General features: G+C 64.9%; 18 protein-coding genes. 8 read left to right on the top strand and 10 right to left on the bottom strand.

Annotated features, from left to right (window positions below):
• Window positions 1–15 precede the first annotated feature (15 nt).
• From KF715_00785 to KF715_00770, 4 genes are all read right to left on the bottom strand, one after another.
• Entirely contained in the window at window positions 16–1797 is a 1782-nt protein-coding gene (locus KF715_00785; GenBank protein MBX3735198.1) for a hypothetical protein, read from the bottom strand.
• Window positions 1798–1889: 92 nt separating this feature from the next.
• The gene (locus KF715_00780) at window positions 1890–4439 is read right to left on the bottom strand and encodes an ATP-dependent Clp protease ATP-binding subunit (GenBank protein MBX3735197.1); all 2550 of its coding nucleotides are present in this window, start codon (window positions 4437–4439) and stop codon (window positions 1890–1892) included.
• 25 nt (window positions 4440–4464) lie between these two features.
• A complete protein-coding gene (locus tag KF715_00775; protein MBX3735196.1) occupies window positions 4465–5547 on the bottom strand; it encodes a protein arginine kinase in 1083 nt (360 codons plus the stop codon).
• Window position 5548: 1 nt separating this feature from the next.
• Entirely contained in the window at window positions 5549–6058 is a 510-nt protein-coding gene (locus KF715_00770; protein ID MBX3735195.1) for a UvrB/UvrC motif-containing protein, read from the bottom strand.
• 306 nt (window positions 6059–6364) lie between these two features.
• Between KF715_00770 and KF715_00765 the strand changes: the two genes are divergently transcribed.
• The 7 genes from KF715_00765 (at window position 6365) to KF715_00735 (ending at window position 12608) form a co-directional block, all read left to right on the top strand.
• Window positions 6365–7117, top strand: a complete 753-nt coding sequence (locus KF715_00765) for a type II secretion system protein (protein MBX3735194.1) — start codon at window positions 6365–6367, stop codon at window positions 7115–7117.
• A 231-nt stretch (window positions 7118–7348) separates the two neighbouring features.
• Window positions 7349–9013 carry a putative manganese-dependent inorganic diphosphatase gene (locus tag KF715_00760; protein MBX3735193.1) on the top strand — a complete coding sequence of 555 codons (1665 nt, stop codon included), beginning with the start codon at window positions 7349–7351 and terminating at the stop codon, window positions 9011–9013.
• Between the two features lie 19 nt (window positions 9014–9032).
• Window positions 9033–9356: a hypothetical protein gene (locus tag KF715_00755; GenBank protein ID MBX3735192.1), complete on the top strand. Its 324-nt coding sequence runs from the start codon at window positions 9033–9035 to the stop codon at window positions 9354–9356.
• 44 nt (window positions 9357–9400) lie between these two features.
• On the top strand, window positions 9401–9598 hold the full coding sequence (locus tag KF715_00750) for a hypothetical protein (protein MBX3735191.1): 198 nt from the start codon (window positions 9401–9403) through the stop codon (window positions 9596–9598).
• Window positions 9591–9851, top strand: coding sequence for a hypothetical protein (locus KF715_00745; protein ID MBX3735190.1), 261 nt, complete (start codon window positions 9591–9593; stop codon window positions 9849–9851). The genes KF715_00750 and KF715_00745 overlap by 8 nt, the downstream gene beginning before the upstream one ends.
• Before the next feature lie 77 nt (window positions 9852–9928).
• Window positions 9929–11719, top strand: coding sequence for a glutamine--tRNA ligase (gene glnS, locus KF715_00740; GenBank protein MBX3735189.1), 1791 nt, complete (start codon window positions 9929–9931; stop codon window positions 11717–11719).
• A 208-nt stretch (window positions 11720–11927) separates the two neighbouring features.
• A complete protein-coding gene (locus KF715_00735; GenBank protein MBX3735188.1) occupies window positions 11928–12608 on the top strand; it encodes a YceH family protein in 681 nt (226 codons plus the stop codon).
• Window positions 12609–12700: 92 nt separating this feature from the next.
• Here the strand turns inward: KF715_00735 and KF715_00730 are convergent, their stop codons facing one another.
• Genes KF715_00730 through KF715_00710 form a run of 5 tightly spaced genes read right to left on the bottom strand, consistent with a single transcriptional unit; the run spans window position 12701 to window position 15975 of the window.
• Entirely contained in the window at window positions 12701–12859 is a 159-nt protein-coding gene (locus KF715_00730; GenBank protein MBX3735187.1) for a hypothetical protein, read from the bottom strand.
• Between the two features lie 39 nt (window positions 12860–12898).
• A complete protein-coding gene (locus tag KF715_00725; GenBank protein MBX3735186.1) occupies window positions 12899–13306 on the bottom strand; it encodes a hypothetical protein in 408 nt (135 codons plus the stop codon).
• 31 nt (window positions 13307–13337) lie between these two features.
• Complete coding sequence (locus tag KF715_00720) at window positions 13338–13838, bottom strand: ATP-binding protein (protein MBX3735185.1); 501 nt, start codon at window positions 13836–13838, stop codon at window positions 13338–13340.
• Window positions 13839–13842: 4 nt separating this feature from the next.
• Window positions 13843–14571, bottom strand: coding sequence for a hypothetical protein (locus KF715_00715; protein ID MBX3735184.1), 729 nt, complete (start codon window positions 14569–14571; stop codon window positions 13843–13845).
• Window positions 14572–14586: 15 nt separating this feature from the next.
• Window positions 14587–15975, bottom strand: a complete 1389-nt coding sequence (locus tag KF715_00710) for a glutamate--tRNA ligase (GenBank protein MBX3735183.1) — start codon at window positions 15973–15975, stop codon at window positions 14587–14589.
• A 119-nt stretch (window positions 15976–16094) separates the two neighbouring features.
• Between KF715_00710 and KF715_00705 the strand changes: the two genes are divergently transcribed.
• Window positions 16095–16847, top strand: a complete 753-nt coding sequence (locus KF715_00705; GenBank protein ID MBX3735182.1) for a M14 family metallocarboxypeptidase — start codon at window positions 16095–16097, stop codon at window positions 16845–16847.
• Here KF715_00705 and KF715_00700 read toward each other — a convergent pair.
• A complete protein-coding gene (locus KF715_00700; GenBank protein MBX3735181.1) occupies window positions 16833–18446 on the bottom strand; it encodes a hypothetical protein in 1614 nt (537 codons plus the stop codon). The genes KF715_00705 and KF715_00700 overlap by 15 nt on opposite strands.
• Window positions 18447–18776 lie beyond the last annotated feature (330 nt).

The following is an 18776-nucleotide window of genomic DNA, read 5'->3' as shown; positions in this document are numbered from 1 at the left end:
CGCCAGCTGGTTGCGTCAGCGCGGCTGGCGCAGCTCCGCGGCCATTTGGTTCAATTCCCCTTCCAGCTGGCTGCCCTTCGGAATGCGCAAGGTCCGGCGCGCCCGATCGACGGCGTTCATGGCGCTGGCGATCTCCCCGCGGCGGCGCAGGCTTTCGACGAATGGCCGGACGATTTTATCGAAAAAGTCGATGTTCGCGCCATTGCCGTAGGTTTCCAGCAGGCGCTGGTAGGTGCGGAACTGGGTCGCAAGGTCGTCGCTCTGCAAGCTGCGCTGAAGGATCTCGCCGGCCTGTTGATAGCTCAGGTCGGAACGAATGGTCTCGTATTTCCTGGCGAGCCGCTGCTCTTCGACGTTCGCGAGGCTGCCTTCGCCGCGCTCGCGCAGACTGGCGACGAGTTGCCGACCGAAACTGCTTTCGAGATCGGGATACCGCGCGAAGGCGCGCATCGCTTCGCGCAAGGTGCCCTCGCGCTCCCGGGCGTCGGTGCCGGCGACTTTTTGCACCGACAAGAGGGTCTGCCAGCCGCGAAGATTCCGGCTCTCGCGGTTCACCGCCTCGCGTGCAGCGCGCAACGCGGCCGCGGGATTGTTGGCGCGCAGGAACTCGAGCGCGAACGACGCGTGCAGCTCCGAAAGCTGGAAGAGCGGCAGCTGTCGGAATCTTTCCGAGATGAAAGCGAGCTCATGGTCGGTGAGTTCGCGCCAAGTCTGCGGATCGCGCACGAGTCCGGTAACGAATTTCTGCTCCGCGTAGCGGCCCGCGTCCATCACCCACCCCGTCGGCGACAGAAAACCGAACCACGCGTGGCGTCCGTCGAGCCCCGCGCCGCGGAAGAGCAGCGTAGGCACTCCGCGCGCCTTGCCGACATTGGCGGCGAAATACGCCTGATCGACGCAGATGCCGCCGTCGCGCAAAATGGATTGCAGCGAATAGTCGCGCCCGGGCCACGTGAACTGGTTGTTGGCGACACGCTCCTTCCGGTAGCGGATCATATCGTAGGCGCGTGCGAGTTCCGAGAGCGTCGGCGTGACGTTCTGCCGCGCCCAAATGAGCTCGGAAAACGGCGTGCTCGTATCGACGACGAACTTCAGCTCGCTCGCCGGCAGTCGCTTGAGCTTATGCGCGGCGACGTTGGCGCGATCCAGCTTGGTCCAGTAGTCGAAAGCGGCCGTCGGCTCCGGCAAGCGTCGCGGCAGCATCGTGGCGCTCACCTGTCCATGCGGCCAATCGGGCGGAGGCGGCACGTCGTAGACGACCGCGATCGCGAGCGCGAGCGAGGCGTAATCGGCGAACACACCAGGATTCGCCGACTCGATCTTCTGCAGGATCGCGAGCACCTCGATCGGATTGTCCTGATCGCTGAGGGTCGCGAAAAACTCCTGGGAAAACGCGGCGTTGCCCACCAGCCACCGCTGCAACTCAGGCTTCAGTTCTCCGCCGAGCGAGCCGGGCGGCAGTGCGTAGTGGAGCGGCATGTTCGCGTGCGCGCCGCCGGCGGTCTCGATGGCCTTGATCCAATTCTCAAGCGCCTGTCGCCGCGGTGTGCCGAAAAGCTCGCCCCAACGATACAGCAGCAGCCAGGGCCCGGCGCTGGCCGGCTCGCGCTCGTAGGCCGCCAACGCGGCCGCCCGCAACCCGGGCGCCAGTCGCCCCCACCCGTCGCGAGCCGCCGTCGCCACCAATGCATCGAGGCGGGTCGCGCTCGGTGGCCGCGCCAGTTCCTCTGCGGGTATCGTCACGTCCTGCGCACACAACGGTGCCGACAAGAGGACGAAGATCAGGAGGACTCGCACGGCGGGACCAAAGCGCACTGCACGGACGGCGACAACAAAAAGCCCGCCGGTGGGCCGGCGGGCTGAAGAGTTAGCGGAAATCGAACTCGGGCTCAGGACGACACGCCGGTGTCGGCGGTGGGCGTCTTCTGCTGGAACTCGAGCTTGTCGCCGTTGCGCAGGACGATGATCGGATCGCCTTCCTTGACGTCGCCGCGCAGCATGGCTTCGGCGAGCGGGTCCTCGAGGTAGTGCTCGACCGCGCGGCGCAGCGGACGCGCGCCGTATTTCTCGTCGTAGCCTTTCTCGATGAGGAGGAGCTTCGACTCGGGCGAGAACTCGAGGAGGATGTGGCGCGCCGCGAGGCGCTTGCTGACCTTCGTGACCTCGATGTCGACGATCTTGATCAGCTCTTCGCGACCGAGCGGCTTGAAGACGACGAGGTCGTTGATGCGGTTCAGGAACTCGGGCTTGAAGACGCGCTTCGCCTCTTCGAGCACCTTTTCCTTGAGCTTGTCCTGGTCGTGGAAGTCCGATTTCGCGGCGGCGGCGAAGCCCATTGTCGTCTGATTCTGGATCAGCTTCGCGCCGACGTTGGTCGTCATGAGAATGATCGTGTTGCGGAAGTCGACGGTGCGGCCGAGCGAGTCGGTCAGGCGGCCGTCTTCGAGAATCTGCAACATCAGCTGCACGACGTCCGGGTGCGCCTTCTCGATTTCGTCGAAGAGCACGACGGAATACGGACGGCGGCGGACGGCCTCGGTGAGCTGGCCGCCCTCCTCATAACCGACGTAGCCCGGAGGCGAACCGATGAGGCGCGAAACGGAGAACTTCTCCATGTATTCGGACATGTCGATCTGCACGATCGCGTCCTGCGAGCCGAAGATGTTTGCGGCGAGTTGCTTCGCGAGTTCGGTTTTACCGACGCCGGTCGGTCCGAGGAACATGAACGAGCCGATCGGACGGCGCGGGTCCTTGAGATCGGCGCGGCTGCGGCGCAGGGCGCGCGCGATGGCGACGGTCGCGAGGTCCTGACCGATAATGAATTTCTGCAATTCCTGTTCGAGGGTGAGCAGCTTCTCGCTCTCCTTCTTCTCGAGGCGGCTGAGCGGAATGCCGGTCCAGTCGGAGACTACTTGGGCCATCATTTCCTCGTCGATCACGACGCGCTTCTCATCGCGGACCTTTTTCCAGTCCTCGATCATCTGCTCCTGTTTCGAGCGGAGTTGCTTCTCCTTGTCGCGATACTTCGCGGCTTCCTCGAAGTGCTGCGCGGCGATCGCCTGCTCCTTTTGCGAGCAAACGCTGTCGATCTCCGTCGTCATCGCCTCGATCTCGGGCGGGCGATTGAGCGAGCTGATGCGTGCGCGCGAACCGGCCTCGTCGAGGACGTCGATGGCCTTGTCCGGGAGGAAACGACCGGTGATGTAGCGGTCGGAGAGCTTGGCGGCGGCTTCGACGGCCTTGTCGGTGAAGGTCGCCTTGTGGTGCTCCTCGTATTTGCCGCGGATGCCCTTGAGGATGATGATGGTGTCGTCGACAGACGGCGGCTCGACCTTCACGTTCTGGAAACGGCGGTCGAGGGCGGAGTCCTTCTCGATGTATTTGCGATACTCGTTGAGCGTGGTCGCGCCGATGCACTGCAGCTCACCACGCGAGAGCGCGGGCTTGAAGATGTTCGACGCGTCCATCGCGCCTTCGGCGGCGCCGGCGCCGACGATGGTGTGCAGCTCGTCGATGAAGATGATGACGTTCTTCGAGCGCTTGATCTCGTCCATGACGGCCTTGATGCGCTCCTCGAACTGGCCGCGGTATTTCGTGCCGGCGACCATGAGGGCGAGATCGAGGGTGACGACCTTCTTGTCGGCGAGGATCTCGGGCACGTTGCCCTTGGCGATTTCCTGCGCGAGACCTTCGACGATGGCGGTCTTGCCGACGCCGGCTTCGCCGACGAGCACCGGGTTGTTCTTGGTGCGGCGGCAGAGGATCTGTATGACGCGGCGAATCTCGTTCTTGCGGCCCACGACGGGGTCCATCTCGCCCTTGCGAGCGAGCTCGGTGAGATCGCGGCCGAACGCCTTCAGCGCGGGTGTCTTGACTTCCTTCTTGTCCTCGGGGCCGGAGCGCGAGGACGTCGGCTCTTCGCCGCCGCCACTGCCACCGGCGCCAGCCGCGCCCGCACCACCGCCGGTCTCGCCGCCTTGGCCGGCGGAGAATTGCGGGTCGAGCTCGCGGAGGATTTCGTTGCGAGTGCGCTCGATATCGATGTCGAGCGACTTGAGGACGCGAGCGGCCACGCCTTCGCCCTCGCGGAGCAGGCCGAGCAGGATGTGCTCGGTGCCGACGTAAGAGTGATTGAGGGCCTTGGCCTCCTTGCCGGCCAGTGCGAGGACCTTCTTCACGCGCGGCGTGTAGGGAATGCTGCTGGCGGGCGTCTTGGTTTCCTGGCCGGTGCCGACCTGTTTCTCGACCTCACCGCGGACGGTTTCGAGATCGAGCCCCATCTTCTGCAACACGCTGACGGCCACGCCCTGCCCGAGCTTGATGAGGCCCAGCAGGAGGTGCTCCGTCCCGACGTAATTGTGGTGGAAGCGGTCGGCCTCCTTGCGAGCCAGCGCGAGCACTTGTTGCGCGCGCGGCGTGAAATTGTTCATGGGTTCCATGTGGGCGTTTGGAGAGTGAAATCGGTTATTTGGATGCGTTACTGAAGTCCGGACCGGGCACTTTGGCAAATTCCGCGCGGAGCAACTGCCCGCGCATGACGTCGCGCTGGCCGGCTTCGACGGATTCCTTGACAGAATGCTGGATGTGACCGGGCTGGCACTCGATGAAAAGACGATCGATGACCGCGCGTTGCGTGTCCGGGAAGATGCCGAGATCGATGCCGAGGCGGATGAGCGAGAGGAGGTTCATCGCCTCGCCGGAGTTGAGCAGGAAACCGTGCTGGAGGATGCCGTAGGCACGGCCGATCTTGTCGAAGAGCTTGGTCTGCTCGCCTTCGAGGAGTTTTTCCCGGGCGTTAAGCTCCTGCTCGATGATCGTGTTCAGCACGCCGGTGAGGTGCTTGATGATATCCTCCTCGGTTTCGCCGAGGGTCGTCTGGTTGGAGATTTGGAAGATCGAGCCGCTCGCGTCCGAGCCTTCGCCGAACAGGCCGCGCACGGCCATGCCGAGCTGGTTGACGGCGCGCACGACCTTTTCCATCTGGCCGGAAATCACGAGGGCCGGCAGGTGCATCATCGTCGAGGCGCGGATCGCGGTGCCGAGGTTCGTCGGGCAAGCGGTCAGGTAGCCGAGCTGCGGGTTGAACGCGTAGTCGAGGTGTTCCTCGAGCTCGGTGTCGAGGGCGTCGATCGTGTTCCAGACTTTCTTGAAGGAAAAACCGGCGCGCAGGACTTGGATGCGAAGGTGGTCCTCCTCGTTGATCATCACGACGCACGACTGGTCGCGACTGATCACCATGCCGGCACCGGCCTTGGCGTGGCTGAGCTCGCGGCTGATGAGATGACGCTCAACCAGGATCTGACGCTCGAGCTCCGTGATATCTTCCACTCCCACGGCCAGTCCGCGCTTCATCTGCGGGAGCGACGAAACCGCCTGCAGGCACGCGCCGAGCACTTCGCGCCGCTGCGCTTCCTTGGCCCAGCCGGGAAACGGCATGCGCGCGAGATTCCGCGCGAGACGGATGCGCGTCATGAGCACGACGGCGCTCTTGCTGGCCGACGTGTCGGTCAATTCGGAAGGCGCCGCGATGAGGTCGTTGATCTTCATCTCAGGTTTGCGCGCGGGCTTTCTTGCCGACGGCTTGGCGGACTTGCGTGATCTCATCGCGGTAACGCGCGGCGTCTTCGTAACGTTCGGACTTGATCGCCTGATCGAGCTCCGTCTCGAGCTGCGTGAGGCGTTCGTAGAGGGATTTGCGCTCGACGGCTTTCTGCGGGACCTTGCCGACGTGGCTCGTGCCCTTGTGCATGCTGTCGAGCACCGGCTCGAGGGTTTCGGCAAAGGCCTCGTAGCACGCCGGGCAGCCGAAGCGGCCGGTCTTTTTGAAATCCTGTTGGGTGAACCCGCACACTTCGCAGCGCAGATCGCCGCGCGGCTCCGGGTTGAGCGAGGCCTTCAACAGAAGGTCGGCCAGCGAGAACCCGCTGGGATCGGTGACGCCCTTCGCCTGGGCGCACGCCTCGCACAGGTCAACCTTGTGGATCTTGTTGTTGACGATCTGGGTGAGATGGACCGTGGCAGGCTTCGAGCACAGGTCGCACTTGAGGGAATTGGCCATGTAAAATCGCGGAGGTGACGAGGCCAGCGGCGGGCCCACCTACACCTTGTCGGCGACCCGCGAACCGCTGTCCAGTGACGATTGTGAAAATGCCCAAACCCACTCGGGAAGCAAGTGCGCAGTCCTCCCCGCGTGTGGCATCGCGACATCCACGGTGCGCGGCTACCGTCGTGCTTCGGCTGGTCGGCGTTCCGCCTCATTCGCGAGCGCCCCACGCATTTCCCGCCGGCACACGCTCACGTGTCACACCGCGAGAATGGGCTTGCGGTTCTTTTTCCCCAACACTCGACTCGCGCTCTCTCCGTTATGCTATCAGGCGACCGCCGCAACGCAGGCTTCACCCTCATCGAGCTGCTCACGGTCATCGCCATCATCGGCATCCTCGCCGCGCTGATCTTCCCCACCGTCGGCAAAGTCCGCGAGACCGCCCAACGCACCGTCGACGCGAACAACCTCCGCGAAATCGTCAAAGCCGCGCAGCTCTACGCCGCCGACAACAACGACCGCCTGCCCGACCCGACGACGATCGCCTCGCAATACCCCGGCCTCGGCCAAGGTTCCTTCGCGTGGGCCGGCATCCTCGCCCAGCGCGGCATCCTCACCGACCCCACCTTCTATTTCGCGAAGAACGATCCGCAGTTCAACGGCACCTACCCGACCGCCATCGTCTCGCCCACCGGCCGCACCACCATCGACGCCTCGTTCACCACGAACCGCGTGCTCTCGTTCGAACTCGTCGGCGGCCTGCGCATGAGCGACGGCCCGACCGTCCCGGTCGCCTTCACCCGCGGCCTGCTCACCACCGGTCTGTGGAGCGCCGAAAACGGCGTCTACAAGGACGCCGGCGGCCACATCGCTTTTCTGGGCGGCAACGTCCAGTTCTACCCCAACACCACCGAGGCCGCCAATCAGTTCACCCTGAACAACGGCCAGAAGGGCAGCAACGTGCTGCAGGCTCTGCCCTTCAACAGTAATGCAGCAAGCAATCCGAGGGTCTACGCGACGCCTCCGGCCGGCGTCGGCTCCCAAGCCGGCACGCCCGCCGTGCGCGCCTCGTAGGCCCGATTAGTCAGCACAGACCCGCCATTGCTTTCGGCTAAAAACAAAAGCCCGGCCCGCACAGGCCGGGCTTTTTTCTTTTCCCGTGCCGGCTGCCGCCTACGTTCGACCCCTTTCCGGCGCGCGACGTCTCATTTGGGCCACTTGCCCAGGCCCGTCGCCAGCCTCGCCCCCTAGAATTTTTCCTTTCAACTTTTCGCCGTGCCCACCGTCCCGCCCTTCCCGTCCGACGTGCCGCCGACCTTCGTCGTCGGCCACAAGAACCCCGACGCCGATTCGATCTGCTCCGCGGTGGCCTACGCCGCCTTCAAGGAAGCCCGCGGCGAAAAAGGCTACGTCGCCGCGCGCTGCGGCAACTCCAATGCCCGCATCGACGCCATCCTCGCGCGCTTCCACACCCCGCTCCCACTCTACCTCGCCGACGTCCATCCGCGCGTGCAGGACGTCATGGTCAAGGACGTCCACAGCCTGCCCGACACCGCCACCTGCGCCGAAGCGCTGGAGTTCATCGACCGCTTCGGCCACCGCGTCGTCCCCGTCGTCGGCGCCGATCAAAAGCTCACCGGCACCATCAGCACGCCCGCCCTCGCCCACGCCTTTCTTCCCCAAGTCACCGAGCCGAAGCGCATGCGGCAGGTCAACACCGACCTGAACTCCATCGCCCGCACGCTGCGCGCCGAAATCGTCCACCTCGGCACCGAGTCCGACATCGTCGAGGAACTCTTCGTCCGCATCGGCGCCATGGACATCGCCTCCTTCTGGCGCCTCTCGCAGGCCGAAGGCATCCCCGCCGAGAAATCCATCATCGTCGTCGGCGACCGCAGCGACATCCAGCAACGCTCCATCGAGCTCGGCGTGCGCCTCCTCGTGATCACCGGCGGCAAGCGCGTGCATCCATCCATCGCCGACGCCGCCCGCGCCCGCGGCACCACGCTCTTCATCAGCCCCTACGACTCCGCCACGACCGCCTGGCTCATCCGCACCGCCGGCCGCCTCGCCCCGGTCATCGATCGCAACTTCGCCACCGTCAACGCCGACAGCCGCCTCGCCGACGTCCGCCGCAAGGTCGGCGGCTCCGCCGCGCCCGCGTTCATGGTTCTCACCGACACCGGCCGCCTCGCCGGCATCGTCACGAAGACCGACATGCTCAAGCCCGTGCCGACGCGCCTCGTGCTCGTCGACCACAACGAGCTCACCCAAGCCGTCCCCGGCGCCGACGAAGTCACGATCACCGAAATCATCGATCACCATCGCCTCGCGCCGATGGCCACGCCGCAACCGATCTTCTTCCTCAACGACCCCGTCGGCTCCACCTGCACGATCGTCGCCGACCTCTTCCGCCGCTACGGCCTCAAGCCCACGCCCGACCTCGCCGGCCTCATGATGTCCGGCCTCATCTCCGACACGCTGCTCCTCCAAAGCCCGACCTCCACCGCCAAGGACGCCGACATCCTCGCCTGGCTTGAGTCGCACGCCGACATCAAGGCCAAGGCCCTCGCCGAACTCATCTTCAGCTCCGGCTCCGTCATCCTCGCCAGCCCGCCCGCCAAGGTCGTCCGCTCCGACTTCAAGATCTACGACGAGGAAGGCACCACCTTCTCCGTCTCGCAGGTCGAGGAACTCGGCTTCGACAACTTCTGGGCCCACGCCAAGGAAATCTCTGCCGCACTCGGCGAGCTCCGCGACGCCGAGAAACTCAATTTCGCCGCCCTGCTTGTCACCGACATCAACACACAGAACTCGCTCCTGATCGTGAAAGGCGAGCCCGAGTTCATCCGAAAGATTTCCTACGCCCACGTCGAACAGGACGAAATCTTCGACCTCCCCGGTGTCGTCTCCCGCAAAAAGCAACTCATCCCCTACCTCACGAGTTTGCTGCGGGAGATGCGGGGGTAACTCAACCGCGCGAACTGCCATGCCCATCCATTTCGACACTATTTCTCAAGGGGAATCTAACCCCAAGTTGCGCATCGCCGGAACCAAGGAAGACCTCATCCAGTTCGCAGAGGAACTAAAGCGCCAAGCGGCTAATTCCGCCGATGGGCAGCGGGACCCGCTCCGTTTCGACGACACGGAGCTGAGATCACACGAATTCGACGTTGAGATTCGTGCACTCACCACAAGGGATTTGGCGTCGCTCGAAAAGAAAGGCGCGAGACGGAAGCGCCTCACGTTGATCATCTGGCTAGTCATGGTTGGCGCTACTATCGCTCTCTTCTATTTTGCGCCCGCCAAATAAAGGTGGAGCCTTGACGCTGCGCGGTCGTCGGCAACTCTAGCGCTATGACGATGCTCCAATTGAAGCAGGAAATCTCCCGCCTCTCTCTCCGCGAGCGGCGCGAATTGAATGCTTACATGATTCGCCTTCGTCACGAGCGTCCCGAGTGGAGGAAAGAAGTCTCGCGCCGCATGCGGGAAATGGACGCCGGCAAGAAAGTCTCGGTAACTGAGTTGAAGCGTCGGATGGCCGCGCGTGGCTGAAAAGGCATACCTGCCGGTCTTTTCCGAAGCGGCAGCCGAGGCCCTGCTGCAACTCCCACGACGCCGACAGCGGCGCGTAGTAAGGCTCGTCCAACAACTCGCCGCCAGACCACACGTCCGCAGCGACTACCGCCTATCCGACGAGAGCGGACGGACCATCGATTATCTTTCGGTCGAGGACTACGTTTTGGGCTATTGGATCGACGATGCAGTGCGCGAAATTCGCATCGTCGAAATCGAAGACGCTTCCTAAGTTCTGTCCGAGAAAAAGGCAATGAACCGCAATGGGACGTTGCCTTGCACCCCGTCGCTGCGCAACGTGCTCCCTCTATGTCCGCCGAGAACACGTCACCCGCCACGCCCGCTCCCGCTCCCAGCGATTTCGTCCGCGACATCGTCGCGCAACACGTTGCCGAGCAACGCTACGCGAAGATCGTGACGCGCTTCCCGCCCGAGCCCAACGGCTACCTCCACATCGGCCACGCGAAGTCCATCTGCCTGAACTTCGGCATCGCCCGCGAAAACCACGGCCAGTGCAACCTCCGCTTCGACGACACCAATCCCGTCAAGGAGGACGTCGAATACGTCGAGTCCATCACCGCCGACGTGAAGTGGCTGATCGATGGCTGGGCCGACCACTGCCTCGGCTTCAAGGCCAAGGGCGCCACGCCCGCCGCCGTCACCTCCAACGGCAAACCCGACTTCTTCCAGCCCGCCGTTCCCGCAGCCGAGCGCGCCGCCGCCGAACCCTTCCACGCCTCCGACTACTTCGAGCCGCTCTACAACTACGCGCTCGAACTGATCAAACGCGGCAAAGCCTACGTCTGCGACCTCACGCCGAAGGAGACCGACGAATACCGCGGCGCGCCCGACAAGCCCGGCCGCAACTCGCCCTACCGCGAACGCAGCATCGCCGAGAATCTCGACCTCTTCACCCGCATGCGCGCCGGCGAGTTTCCCGACGGTGCCCGCACGCTCCGCGCGAAGATCGACATGGCGTCGCCCAACGTCTGGCTGCGCGACCCGCTGCTCTACCGCATCCGCCACGTCGCGCACCACCACGCCGGCAGCGGCTGGTGCATTTATCCGCTCTACGACTACGCGCACTGCCTGAGCGATTACCTCGAGGGCATCACGCACAGCGTCTGCACGCTCGAGTTCGAGGTGCACCGCCCGCTCTACGACTGGATTCTCGAGTCGCTCGACCTCCCGCGCCCGCTCCCGCACCAATACGAATTCGCGAAACTCAACCTCGCCTACACGCTCGTTTCCAAGCGCAAGCTCCTCACGCTCGTGAACGAGAAAGTCGTCACCGGTTGGGACGACCCGCGCATGCCCACGATCTCCGGCCTCCGCCGCCGCGGCATCCCCGCGCCCGCGCTCCGCGAATTCGTCACCAGCGTCGGCGTCACCAAGGCCGACTCCGTGACCGAGGCCGCCGTCTTCGAGAACATCGTCCGCAATTATCTCAACGGCACCGCGCACCGCCGCCTCGCCGTTCTCAAGCCGATCAAACTCGTCCTCACCAACATCCCCGCGGGTGAAGTCGTCCTCTGCGACGCCACGAACAACCCGCAGGACGAGACGCCCACGACGCGCAAGGTTTCGCTCACACGCGAGGTCTTCATCGAGTCCGACGATTTCGCCGAGGTTCCACCGCCGAAGTATTTCCGCCTCAAGCCGGGCGGCGAGGTCCGCCTGAAATACGCCTGCATCATCAAGCTCGCCGAAATCGTGAAGGATGCCGCCGGCGCCATCACCGAGCTCCGTTGCACCGCACAACTCGACACGCGCTCCGGCCAGCCCAACGCCGACAAGAAGGTCAAAGGCACGATCCACTGGGTCAGCGCCACGCAGTGCATCGACGCCGAGGTGCGCCTCTACGACCGCCTCTTCACCGTCCCCGAGCCGGCCGCCGAAGAGGATTTCCTCAAGGTCGTGAACCCGAAGTCGCTCGAAATCGTCACCGCCAAACTCGAGTCCTCGCTCGCCGCCGCGACGCTCGCCGACCGCTTCCAATTCGAACGCCTCGGCTACTTCGCCTTGGACGCCAAGGACAGCATCCCCGGCAAACTCATCTTCAACCGCACGATCACGCTCAAGGACACCTGGGCGAAATGACCGCAAGGTAGCCCGCGACCTCCGGGCGCGGGAAAACCGCCCCGGAACAAACCAAGGCCGCAGAACAGCGAACCAAGCCTCGCCGCTCTCCGGTTTGCCTCTGTGTCCTCTGTGACGAGATCGAAAACACCACGCTCCTCGCCCTCCACGTTTTAGCGCCGTTCATTAGTGTTCATTCGTGTCCATTAGTGGTTTCCCTTTGCCTCTGATGAATCCGCTCCCGCAACTCGACGCCATCGAAGCTCGCGTCCTCGGCGCGCTGATCGAGAAGGAATTGACGACACCGGACTACTACCCGCTGTCGCTCAACGCGCTCGTCAACGCCTGCAACCAGATCAACAACCGCGAGCCGGTCATGGCACTCGGCGAGCCCGAAGTCACCCGCGCCCTCGACAAACTCCGCGACAAACGCCTCGCCGTCGTCATCACCGGCGGCGACAGCCGCGTCCTCAAATTCGCCCACAAGGCGCGCGAAGTGCTCGAACTCTCCCGCCCCGAAGTCTCGCTGCTCTGCCTGCTGCTCCTGCGCGGCCCGCAGACCACCGGCGAGCTCCGCGGTCGCAGCGGCCGGATGCACGAGTTCGCCGACCTCGCTGACGTGCAGACCACGCTCGGTCGCCTCGCCCACCGCGAAAATCCGGACCAACCCACGCTCGTCACGCTGCTCCCGCGCGCCCCGGGCACGAAGGAGTCGCGCTACGCCCACCTGCTCAGCGGCGAACCGGCGTCGATCGCCCCCGCGCCGATCGGTGAAACGGCTGCGGTCGTCGCCCCGTTGTCCTCCGACACCGCGCGCTTTGCCCAACTCGAAGCGGACAACGCCGACCTGAAACGCCAGCTCGCCGACCTGCGCCGCGAATTCGAGGAGTTTCGGAAGAAATTCGAGTGATCCCGCGGCGCGGCGATCCGACTTGGTCGTGCCCGCGAAAATGAAAAGCCCGCGACATGCGCGGGCTCGGGTCACACCTTCGACGCGAAAGCTCACTGCTTCTTGTGATGCTTCTGGTGTTTGTGGTGCTTTTTGCCGCCCTTCTTGGCCACGTGCTGGGTGGCCGCCACGGGCGCGGTGACGGTTTCCGCGAACGCGGAGGCCGTGAGAAGACTGAGAGCGATGACCGCGAGCGAAAGGAGTTTCTTCATGGGTGCAGAAGACGCTGAAATGCCGAAGTAGTTACGAGGTCAAGTCCGCGGCGGCCGCCCCACGACATCCGACAACACAGGACTCACCGCCGCGAGCGGTCGCACTTCGACCGTCAAGCCGTGCGGCAGTCCGGGACATTGACGCGCGATCTCCGTTGCCTCGTCGAACGACTCGACCGTGAGCATGATGTAGCCACCGACGACTTCCTTCGCCTCGGCGAACGGCCCATCGATCACGCGGCCGTTGGCACCGACGACAACTCGCCCCTCGAGCGCGAGCGGCTGACCGTGCGAAACCTTTCGGCGCGCCGCGAGGCCGTCATACCAATCGTTCCATTGCTGCGCCAGCACCGCGCGGCCTTCGGGAGTCAGATGCGCGTGCGCTTCCGGTCCAGCGTTGCGAAACAGGAGCATGTAGCTCGACACGGGAGTGGTAGGCGTGGACATGACGCGTAGTGAGCGCCCCGAAAGCACGGCGTCAATCGCTCCGCGACGAAACCGCGCCCTCATCGGCTCCCGGCGGCTCGAAGCGCGCACGAAACGCGTCCCATGCCGCACCGTTTATCTCCAGGACCGGCCCGCCCGTCGCCGTCCGGGCAAGCGTCCGCGCGCGAGCCACCTTGTCCTCGCACGCGACCACATGCAGCACGCCAATCGCACCGATCGCCGCCACGCGCTCTCGCGCTGCATCGCGCTCGGCTCGTGTCCAGAAACCCCAATCCAGAATCACGTCGCGCCCCGACGCGACGACCTCCGACGCCTCGCGCCAAAGCTCTTCGGTCACCGCGCCAGCCAGCGCGGCGAACTCCGCTTCCGGCGGATTCGTGCCATGGCGCGCCACCATGCGCTCGTCGTGCCCGAGAACAATCGCCCCGCTTTCCGCTGCCATCCGGCGAGCCAGTGTCGTCTTGCCGCACCCGGGCAGGCCGCACAACAGGTGCACGGTGGGTCGGGTCGAGCGATCGCCCGGCGCGCTCATCGGTTCAGAAAGCCACGAGGCCCTGCGCGTGCAATTCCGCGCCGCTGCGCACGGCAAAACCGGCCGCGTCATCCGCCCGGCGCTCGAGCGCCACCTGCACCGTTGCGACCGCGAGCGAGACCTCCTTGAGGAACTGCATCTCGACGCGCTTCGGCCGCGCCAGCATCGCTTGCCGGCTCAGTGCCGTCTGCAGGCAGTCAAGGTAGGCGGTGTTGTTCAGATGCGCGTTCCCATCGAAATCGGCATAGCGCAACGACACCTCGCTCGCCGGCGCGTGTTCCGCGGGCGGTTCGTAGCGCACCTTGTCGAGGTCGGCACGGAACATCTCCGCCTGGCCCACGGGAAACCGCTCGGCCAGCTCCGCAGCCACACGGATGAGCGACTTCGTCTGGAGATTGACGTAGAGCCACAACGTGGAGGCGCGGACCAGCAGTTCGTCGCCGCAATAGACGCGCAGATCGCGGTAACCACGAAAGCCGCGAATGCCGGCCGACCATGTGCGCACGACCAGTTTTTCCTCGTAGCGCGGGTAGCGCGCGATCTCGACGGCGATGCGATTCAGCACCCAGCTTTCGCCGCGCGCCGTCATCGCCTTGGCGCCCAGACCGTAGACGTCGGCGTGCTTGATAGCCGCCTCCTGCAGCAGCTTGAAAACGCCCGCGAGCGTCATCACCTGATCGCGGTCGACGTCCCAGTAAGACACCTCCGCTTCCAGTGTGAAGACCTCGCTCATGGCACTGCGCTCGCTTCAGGCCGCAAATTTTTGCAGGCGCGCGAGCACGCGCTCTTTGCCGAGCACGCGGAAGATGCTCGTGATGCTCGGGCCGGCGTTCGTGCCGGTCACTGCGAGGCGCGCGATGCCCTGGTAGTCGCCGAAGCCGAGTTGCTTCGACTCCGCCAGCGCCTTGAGCGCGGCCTCGATGGCCGCGTCAGTCGAAAAATCCATCGCCGGCAACGCCGCGATCAGCTCGGCGAGGCGCGCTTTCGGATCGCCCTTGGCCATCAGCTTCTCCTTCACCTTCGCGTCGATCGGAAAGTCGTCGGTGAAGAAATACACCGTGTAAGCCGCGAGTTCGTCGATGGATTTGATCTTCGGCTGCGCGAGCAGCATGATTTCGCGGAAATACGGCTCGTTCGCGAGCACCGCGGCACCAGTCGGCTGCTGCGCGAAATAGGCCTTCGCCTGCGCGCGGAATTTCTCCGCCGGCAACTCGAGCAGATACTGCATGTTGAGGTTCGCGAGTTTCTTGTGGTCGAACTTCGCGCCGCTCTTGTTCACCGCCGGCAAATCGAAGAGGCGCACGATCTCGCTGACGGGCATCTTCTCGCGGTCGTCGCCGGGATTCCAGCCGAGCAGCGAGATGTAGTTCACCAGCGCCTCGGGCAGGAAGCTGCGCTGTTGGTATTCCTCGATCAGCGCGCCCTTGTCGCGCTTCGACATCTTGCCCTGCCCCATCTCGGGCGATTTCAGGATGAGCGGGATGTGCGCGAAGATGGGCGGCGTCACGCCGAAGCCTTCGTAGAGACGCACGTGCTTGCTCGTGTTGGAAAGGTGGTCCTCCCCGCGGATGATGTGCGTGACCTTCATCGTGATGTCGTCGACGACGTTCACGAAGTGGAACACCGGGTTGCCGTCCGAGCGGAAGATCACGAAGTCCTCGTCCTCCATGCGCTCGACACGACCGCGGATCTGGTCGTCGATCACGACCGGATCGCTCTTCACCTTCTCGACCTCCTTCTTGCGGTGGTCGTCGAAGACACGGTAGCGCTCGCCGAGCATCTTGAACCAGATCGCGCCGTCCTTCTCGTAGGCGCGACCGTTGGCGAGGAGCTTCTGCTTGTATTCCTCGTAGAGCGCGCCGCGCTGGCTCTGGCGATACGGGCCGTAATCGCCGCGCTCGCCCACGCCATTCGGATTCGGACCCTCGTCCCAATCCATGCCGAGCCACGTCATCGAATCGTAGATCAGGCGGAGGAACTCCTCGCTGTTGCGCTCCTTGTCCGTGTCCTCGATACGCAGGATGAACGTGCCGCCGGTGTGGCGGGCGTAAAGCCAGTTGAACAGCGCCGTGCGGGCGCTGCCGATGTGGAAGAAGCCCGTCGGGCTGGGTGCGAAGCGGACGCGAACGTTCGACATGGGAAAAAGGAGAACCACGAATGGACACGAAGGAACACAAATTTCCAAGCCCGCTTCCGCGCGCGCACCTGGCTGCGCTCCGACATTGCGCCGCCGACATATCTGCGCACCTCTACGCCATGCCCTCCGCGCTGCCGCTCGACCCTGCCACGTTCATCCCGCGTTTCGATGCCGCCGCCCGCCGCGCAGGTTTCGGCGGTGAGAAATTCGGAGAGATACACGGCTTCGACCTCAACGCCTACACGAAACCCGCCCGCCCCGACGCGCCGCGCATTTACGTCTCGTCCGGCATGCACGGCGACGAGCCCGCCCCGCCGTGGGCCGTGCTGCGGTTGGTCGAGGATGGTTTCTTCGACGCGCGCGCGGCGTGGTGGATTTGTCCGGTGCTCAATCCCACGGGCCTCGCGCGCGGCACGCGGGAGAACTTCGCCGGCATCGATCTCAACCGCGACTACAAGCATCCGGTCACAGCCGAGATTGGCGCTCACGTCGCCTGGCTCGAGCGCCAGCCGGATTTCGACGCCGCCTTTTGTCTGCACGAGGACTTTGAAGCCGCCGGCTTCTACCTCTACGAGTTGAACCCCGCCAACCGGCCGACGCTCGCCGACGTCGCGCTCGCCGGCGCCGGCCGCCACTGCCCGATCGAAAACGCCGCCGTCATCGATGGGCGCGACGCGGACGCACCGGGCATCATCCGTCCAGTGAGCGATCCGCTGCTGCGCGATCGCTGGCCCGAGGCGATCTACCTCCGCCACGGCCGCACCACGCTCGGCTACACTTTCGAATCGCCCACGCGACTGCCGCTCGAGCAGCGCGTCGCCGCGCACTGCGCCGCTCTCCACGACGCGTTGGCGCGCCTACTCGCTTCTTGAAGTGCGGCCGGCGTGCAGAGCCAACAACAGCGCCGCCACTGCACCGAAGACACCGCTCGCCGCTCCGCCGCCTCCGCCACCGCCGGAAGAATTCCCCGGCGTCGGAACCGGCTCGCTCGCCGGCACTGACACCGACGCGGTGCCGCTCGTGACGGAGCCGACCCGGTTGCTCACGCTCACGGTGTAATCTCCCGCATCGCTCGCCGCGACCGCTGCACGCGTCAGGCTCGAGGCGGTCGCCCCCACGATGGCGGCGCCATTGCGGGACCACTGGTAGAGCAGCCCACCGCCTTCCGCCGAGACGGACAATGTGAGTGACCGGCCGGCCGAGACACTCGCGCCCTGCGGCTGCACCACGATTCTCGGCTGCGTCAGTTCGGCGTTCACGTTCACGATCGCCGACGCGTTATCGTTCAGCACGCGAACGTTGTAGGCTGCCTTCGCGTGCGATTCGGGAAATCCGATCGTGCGCGTGCCGAGCGGCAGGTTCGGACCGCTCCGTTCCTCCATCGCGGTCGTCACCTCGAGCGTGATGCCCGGATTGCTGAAATAGGGCACGATGTAGTTCGCATACGACATGACGGTGCCGGAAGTCGTGTTGCCGCCCGCGCTTTCGGGGTCGCTCCACAACAGCCCGTAGCACCAAAAGCCGTCGCCTTCCGGCGTCGGCACACCCGCGCCGCCGAAATTCGCGCGATCGTGGCGGCAGCCGAAATTGTGCGCGAGCTCGTGCGCCATCAGCTTGTAGCTGCCATCCACGCGCATGACCGTGCACGCGAGCGAGCCAGACACCGGCACTTGCTTGGCCGCGATGTTGGCCCAGCCGCCAGCGTCGGTCTTGCCGCCGATGAAAAGCATCACCTGGTCCGCGCCGTAGCGATACCGCAGGTCGGCCACGTAGTCGCCGATCGCTCCGCCGGGCGAAATCTGTCGCAGATCATCGATCAGGATGCCGTTGCGGACGTAGGCGCGCGACGCCTCCAATCCGACCCAGCGCCAAACGAACGAGGTCACGCCGCTCTGCGCCAGCACGAGGTTGGCGGTCTCGATCGTCGCGCGGCTGCGGCCCTCGAGATAGCCAATCGGATCGGTCGAGCGGTCCGAGGCATAGCGCAACGCATCCGCATCGTAGAGAAACAACACGTCCACGTTCGGGGCCGTGCTCGCCGCATTCACTGCCTCCGCGACCGTGGCAATCGCCGCCTCGCTCGCCTCCGATGCCCGGTAGATCGCCCCGCTGCTGGCCACCGCGGTTGGGCGGTCCGGTTGCGCCGGATCGACTCCGCAACCTTCCTCGCCGGGCGCGCTTTCCTCGACCACCACCGAATTCCCTCGCACATGAAAACTGAACTGACTGGCGCCCGGAATCACCAGCACCGCATCGAAACCATCCGCGCGCGCCACGCTCACGAAGCTCGCTCCGGGCACCGCCGCATTGCGCCCGATCCACGTCACGCGGCGCCCGTCGTCCTTCACGGCGGTCCGGGTGAAACGGATCGGCATCCCACGCAACGGCTCCACTTGGAGTCGTTCCGGTCGGAACTCGCGCCAGTCCGTCACGACGTCCGGGATTTCCGGGAAAGCCTCGCGCAACTCCATTCGCACAAACGCAGGCACCGCAGTCGCTCGCCCTGTTTCGCGGGAAGGCGCCGCAGTCACCGCGACCAGCGACGAGACGCCCGCTTGCGCCGGTTGCACCGAGGCGGGTTTGCTGCGCCGCGCCGCGGTCGCCGGAATTTTCGCGAACCAGACTCGGCCGCTCCAATAAAGCGCCGCCGCCATCGCGACCACACTGAGAATAACTGCCGTCCGTGTTTTCATGGGGTTCGCTCGCAGCAAGCCCACCGTCCCATCGCCCCAAGTCAACTCAGCGGACGGTCACCACCGCCGCAGAAGCCATCGCGCTGACCCGCGCAAGATTTCTAAAAA

This window comes from Candidatus Didemnitutus sp. (assembly GCA_019634575.1).
Taxonomy (GTDB): Bacteria; Verrucomicrobiota; Verrucomicrobiia; order Opitutales; family Opitutaceae; genus Didemnitutus.
The sequence above is the reverse complement of the archived record's forward strand: the minus strand, read 5'-3'. Positions and strand labels throughout refer to the sequence as shown.

Coding starts and splice junctions, on each gene's coding strand:
- KF715_00780 (MBX3735197.1), bottom strand. CDS start 4,439: ATGGAACCCATGAACAATTTCACGCCGCGCGCGCAACAAGTGCTCGCG.
- KF715_00775 (MBX3735196.1), bottom strand. CDS start 5,547: ATGAAGATCAACGACCTCATCGCGGCGCCTTCCGAATTGACCGACACG.
- KF715_00770 (MBX3735195.1), bottom strand. CDS start 6,058: ATGGCCAATTCCCTCAAGTGCGACCTGTGCTCGAAGCCTGCCACGGTC.
- KF715_00765 (MBX3735194.1), top strand. CDS start 6,365: ATGCTATCAGGCGACCGCCGCAACGCAGGCTTCACCCTCATCGAGCTG.
- KF715_00755 (MBX3735192.1), top strand. CDS start 9,033: ATGCCCATCCATTTCGACACTATTTCTCAAGGGGAATCTAACCCCAAG.
- KF715_00750 (MBX3735191.1), top strand. CDS start 9,401: ATGACGATGCTCCAATTGAAGCAGGAAATCTCCCGCCTCTCTCTCCGC.
- glnS (MBX3735189.1), top strand. CDS start 9,929: ATGTCCGCCGAGAACACGTCACCCGCCACGCCCGCTCCCGCTCCCAGC.
- KF715_00735 (MBX3735188.1), top strand. CDS start 11,928: ATGAATCCGCTCCCGCAACTCGACGCCATCGAAGCTCGCGTCCTCGGC.
- KF715_00730 (MBX3735187.1), bottom strand. CDS start 12,859: ATGAAGAAACTCCTTTCGCTCGCGGTCATCGCTCTCAGTCTTCTCACG.
- KF715_00725 (MBX3735186.1), bottom strand. CDS start 13,306: ATGTCCACGCCTACCACTCCCGTGTCGAGCTACATGCTCCTGTTTCGC.
- KF715_00720 (MBX3735185.1), bottom strand. CDS start 13,838: ATGAGCGCGCCGGGCGATCGCTCGACCCGACCCACCGTGCACCTGTTG.
- KF715_00715 (MBX3735184.1), bottom strand. CDS start 14,571: ATGAGCGAGGTCTTCACACTGGAAGCGGAGGTGTCTTACTGGGACGTC.
- KF715_00710 (MBX3735183.1), bottom strand. CDS start 15,975: ATGTCGAACGTTCGCGTCCGCTTCGCACCCAGCCCGACGGGCTTCTTC.
- KF715_00705 (MBX3735182.1), top strand. CDS start 16,095: ATGCCCTCCGCGCTGCCGCTCGACCCTGCCACGTTCATCCCGCGTTTC.
- KF715_00700 (MBX3735181.1), bottom strand. CDS start 18,446: ATGGAGTTGCGCGAGGCTTTCCCGGAAATCCCGGACGTCGTGACGGAC.